The sequence below is a fragment of the Persicitalea sp. genome (assembly GCF_041751555.1).
Classification (GTDB): Bacteria; Bacteroidota; Bacteroidia; order Cytophagales; family Spirosomataceae; genus Persicitalea.
The window spans coordinates 1-4,573 of record NZ_JBGSXF010000428.1 but is presented as its reverse complement, the minus strand read 5'-3'; the positions used below and the strand labels follow the sequence as shown (position 1 = coordinate 4,573).

The window sequence follows — 4,573 nt, the reverse complement described above, 5'->3', positions numbered from 1 at the left end:
TTCAGTTTTCTTCCAGTGGTATAGAACGGCTGATTCTTTCTTCCAGGGAAATAATGGTTTCAGTTCGCTGTATTCCTTTGACTTTCTGTATTTTATCGTGCAGCACCTCCCTCAGGTGTCCCGTATCGCGACAGACAATCTTGGCGAAGAGGCTATATACACCCGTCGTATAATGAATATTAACAACCTCGGGAATTTGCTCCAAGTCTGCCGCCACATCTTCGTAGAGAGAACTTTTGTCAAGATACACGCCCAGGAATGCGCTGATGTCCCAACCTAGCTTAGCCGGATCGATAATGAGTTGTGAACCTTTCACGATGCCCAATTGCTCCATTTTCTTCATCCTGACGTGAACCGTCCCACCCGATACATGCACACGCTTGCCGATTTCGGTATAGGCAAGTCCCGCATCTTCCATCAATAGCGATAAAATCCGCAAATCAGTATTATCAATTTCTAAATTTTTGTTCATTCTTGGCTAGAAAATTACAATCTATTCAAATATTTAGGCGAAAACCTGAGATTTGTCTAAATATTTAGACTTTTTTATAAAAAAATTTTAATCTTCGATCTCCGTCACTTACCTTTGCAAGGTCAATATACAGAAACGGATTCGCTGTCCGACACTATTGACAACGTTTTTTGCCATACTGTAGGATGATGAAACTGGCAGCCATGCCCTCCTGTCTCGGGGGTGGTGAGCACGGGATAAACACGATATAATGCCGACTTGTCGACTGGGGTTGACCACCAAGTATTTGTATCGCGGCTAACCGCACCGTGGGTGGTTCGACTCCCCCTCCTACAGCTTGATTCAATTTTGACCGGGTCGCCGGAGCGATAAGTGAATTGTGAATGAGTGAATAAAAATTCTTAAAATATTCACTCATTCTCTCAATCACTAATTCAAAATTGAATTTCTTCCCATTTGGTTTTTAGTTTGTTGATGAAGTGTAATCTGACACGTGGGTTCGTCTTGAAACCTGCGTGTTTTTTTGTTTCTTGTGGTACGGGCATCTTGCCCGTTTTTTTGTCTTTTCTATAAAACGGGCTGGAAGCCCGTACCACATCTGCTATGATCCAAAACGACGCCGTCGTGCTGGGCATCCTGATGCTTACGCTCGGCCTAATCTTCTACACGGCCTCGCTGCCGCAAAAGGGCTGGACAAAATTCTACGGCGTTGTCCCACCGCTTTTGCTTTGTTATTTCATTCCCGGTATCTACAACTCCATTGGCCTGGTCGATGGGGCTGAATCGCAATTATACCCCGTCATTTCGCGCTACCTGCTTCCTGCCTGCCTGGTACTTTTCACGCTGGGCATGGACTGGAAATCGCTGGCTAAACTCGGCCCGCAGGCCGTCATTATGATGCTGGCGGGTACGGCCGGAGTCATGATCGGTGGTCCGGTGGCTTTATGGCTGGTAGGGCAGCTCAGTCCCGATACGGTGCAAGGTGAAGGGCCTGACGCCGTATGGCGCGGATTGGCTACTATCGCGGGTAGTTGGATTGGCGGCGGAGCCAACCAAACTGCTTTAAAGGAAGTCTTCCAACCCAGCGATCGGCTTTTCTCTCAGGTAGTTGCCGTCGATGTGCTGGTGGCCGAACTCTGGATGGCCGTGTTGATCTACGGCGCGGGCTATGCCGCTCGCATCGACGCCCGCCTGGAAGCCGATAGCAGCCGCATCGCCGATGTTCAGAACCGTCTTGAAAGTATCGAGCTGGCCAACCAACGTATTCCTGCCATGCGGAATTTGCTCTATCTAGGCGCGGTCGGCTTTGGGGCCACAGGTTTGGCCCATTTTCTAGCAGATTTGATTACCCCCTTTCTAAGCGAAAACTATCCCGAACTGGCCCGTTACAGTCTGACGTCCTCTTTCTTCTGGATTATAGCCCTGGTGACGTTTATGGGTTTGTCTTTTTCCCTCACACCCATCCGCAAGTTGGAGTATGTGGGTGCTTCCCGAATGGGAAGCGTATTCCTATATATATTGGTCGCTACCATCGGGATGCAAATGGACCTGCGGGCGGTGGCTGATAATCCGGGGCTGTTTGCCATTGGGCTAGTGTGGATGTTGGTTCACGCGGCTTTTGTGATTGGCGTGGCCAAACTGCTGAAGATTCCTTTCTTCTTCGCGGCGGTGGGCAGTCAGGCCAACGTCGGCGGTTCGGCTTCAGCTCCCGTGGTAGCGGCGGCGTTTCATCCTTCACTGGCGACTGTGGGTGTACTTCTTTCCATCTTGGGTTACGCGCTGGGTTCTTACGCGGGCTACCTTACGGCCCTGATGATGCAGTGGGTCAGCGAGGGGCTGTAATCTTCCGTAAAAAATAGGGTAGTAAGCCGTATCTTTGCAAGAATTTTCGGGTTCGGGCCTCTGCCACGAACTTTTGAAATACCAGCCCGTTACATTATAACAAACTCCTTTACGGCACAAAGCCTTCCGCTCATTGCCTACAGCTATTACATGAAGAACATCCGCAATTTTTGCATCATTGCCCACATCGACCACGGCAAAAGTACCCTGGCCGATCGGCTTTTGGAATATACCAATACTGTCACTAACCGCGAAATGCAGGCCCAGTTGCTCGACAACATGGATCTTGAACGCGAGCGTGGCATCACGATCAAGAGCCATGCTATTCAGATGGACTACCTGCAGAATGGCGAAAAGTATACGCTCAACCTGATCGATACGCCAGGCCACGTGGATTTCTCCTACGAAGTATCGCGTTCCATCGCCGCCTGCGAAGGTGCGCTGCTGCTTATCGACGCCTCGCAGGGCATTGAGGCCCAGACGATTTCCAACCTGTATCTGGCCATTAATCACGATCTCATCATCATTCCGGTGCTGAACAAGATTGACCTACCAGGTGCCATGCCCGAAGAGGTGAAAGACCAGATCGTGGACCTGATCGGCTGCGGCCGCGACGAGATCATCCACGCCAGCGGCAAGGAAGGTATTGGCGTTCCTGAGATTCTGGAAGCCATCGTCCACCGCATCCCGGCACCCAAAGGTGATCCCGACGCGCCGCTGCAAGCTCTGATTTTCGACTCCGTCTTTAATTCCTACCGAGGTATCGAGGTCATTTTTCGGATAAAAAACGGCAGTGTTCGCAAGGGTGATAAGGTAAAGTTCATGGCGACGGGCCGCGAGTACTACGCCGACGAAATAGGCACTTTGCGCTTGCAACAACAGCCCAAAGAGGTAGTCGAATGCGGCGACGTTGGGTACCTTATTTCGGGAATCAAAGTAGCGAAAGAAGTAAAAGTCGGCGATACGTTTACGCACACCGATCGTCCTTCCACTGTTATGATTCGCGGTTTTGAGGAAGTGAAACCAATGGTATTTGCGGGGATTTATCCGGTAGATACCAGCGAATACGAGGAACTGCGCGAAGCGATGGAAAAGCTGCAACTCAACGATGCTTCCCTGGTGTGGGAACCCGAAACTTCCGCCGCTCTCGGATTCGGCTTCCGTTGCGGCTTCCTCGGAATGCTGCACATGGAAATCATTCAGGAGCGCCTGGAACGGGAGTTTGACATGACGGTGATCACCACTGTTCCCTCAGTGCAGTTTAAGGTGACGACCACGCGCGGCGAAAACCTCAAAGTGAGTGCACCCTCCGAAATGCCGGAACCCAACTTCATCAGCGTGATCGAAGAGCCTTTCATCAACGCCCAGATTATTTCCAAGTCGGAGTACGTCGGGGCCATAATGACGCTCTGCATGGACAAACGGGGAATGCTCAAAAACCAAATCTACCTTACCTCCGACCGCGTTGAGCTGTCATTCTCGATGCCCCTGGCCGAGGTAGTTTTCGATTTCTTCGATCGCCTTAAAACTATTTCACGCGGCTACGCCTCGCTCGACTACGAACTCACCGGCTACGAAGCTTCGGATATGGTGAAGCTTGATGTAATGCTCAACGGCGACCGCGTGGACGCGCTGTCTGCTATCGTCCACCGCACCAAAGCCTATGAGTGGGGCAAGAAACTATGTGAGAAATTGCGCGAGTTGATCCCGCGCCAAATGTTCGAGATTGCCATTCAGGCGGCCATCGGCCAGAAAATTATCGCGCGCGAAACCGTCAAGGCCATGCGAAAAGACGTTCTTGCCAAGTGTTATGGCGGCGATATTTCCCGTAAGCGCAAACTACTTGAAAAGCAAAAAAAGGGTAAGAAGCGGATGCGCCAAGTCGGCAACGTCGAAATTCCGCAGGAAGCCTTCATGGCGGTTTTGAAGATAAGCTAAGTTTTTGACAAAAGTTTTTTGGAGAAAAAGGGTTAGAGAAAATTTCTCTGACCCTTTTTTATTCTGACTATCAGCAAAATAGAAACCGCCGTTCATCCTTAACCGTTGACCGTTAACCCTTTTAATTCGTTTTATTGTATTTTTGGCTAACTGTATTGAAATACCCTTGATCTATTAACATACCAGAAAACATGGCAGAAGTAATAAGAATGCCTAAAATGAGCGACACCATGGAAGAGGGTGTCATCGCGGAATGGCACAAAAAAGTGGGCGACGAGGTTAAATCCGGCGATATTCTGGCTGAGGTCGAAACCGATAAGG

General features: G+C 50.0%; 4 protein-coding genes. 3 read left to right on the top strand and 1 reads right to left on the bottom strand.

Going from position 1 to position 4,573, the window contains the following annotated elements; genetic code table 11:
* Position 1: 1 nt before the first annotated feature.
* On the bottom strand, positions 2–472 hold the full coding sequence (locus tag ACEW8P_RS15005) for an Lrp/AsnC ligand binding domain-containing protein (RefSeq protein ID WP_373513892.1): 471 nt from the start codon (positions 470–472) through the stop codon (positions 2–4).
* A gap of 603 nt (positions 473–1,075) precedes the next feature.
* Between ACEW8P_RS15005 and ACEW8P_RS15000 the strand changes: the two genes are divergently transcribed.
* The 3 genes from ACEW8P_RS15000 to ACEW8P_RS14990 form a co-directional block, all read left to right on the top strand.
* A complete protein-coding gene (locus ACEW8P_RS15000; protein WP_373513891.1) occupies positions 1,076–2,314 on the top strand; it encodes a DUF819 domain-containing protein in 1,239 nt (412 codons plus the stop codon).
* A 150-nt stretch (positions 2,315–2,464) separates the two neighbouring features.
* Entirely contained in the window at positions 2,465–4,252 is a 1,788-nt protein-coding gene (gene lepA, locus ACEW8P_RS14995; RefSeq protein WP_373513890.1) for a translation elongation factor 4, read from the top strand.
* Positions 4,253–4,443: 191 nt separating this feature from the next.
* Positions 4,444–4,573, top strand: a 130-nt coding sequence (locus ACEW8P_RS14990) for a biotin/lipoyl-containing protein (RefSeq protein ID WP_373513893.1), incomplete at its 3' end; no start/stop codon positions are given.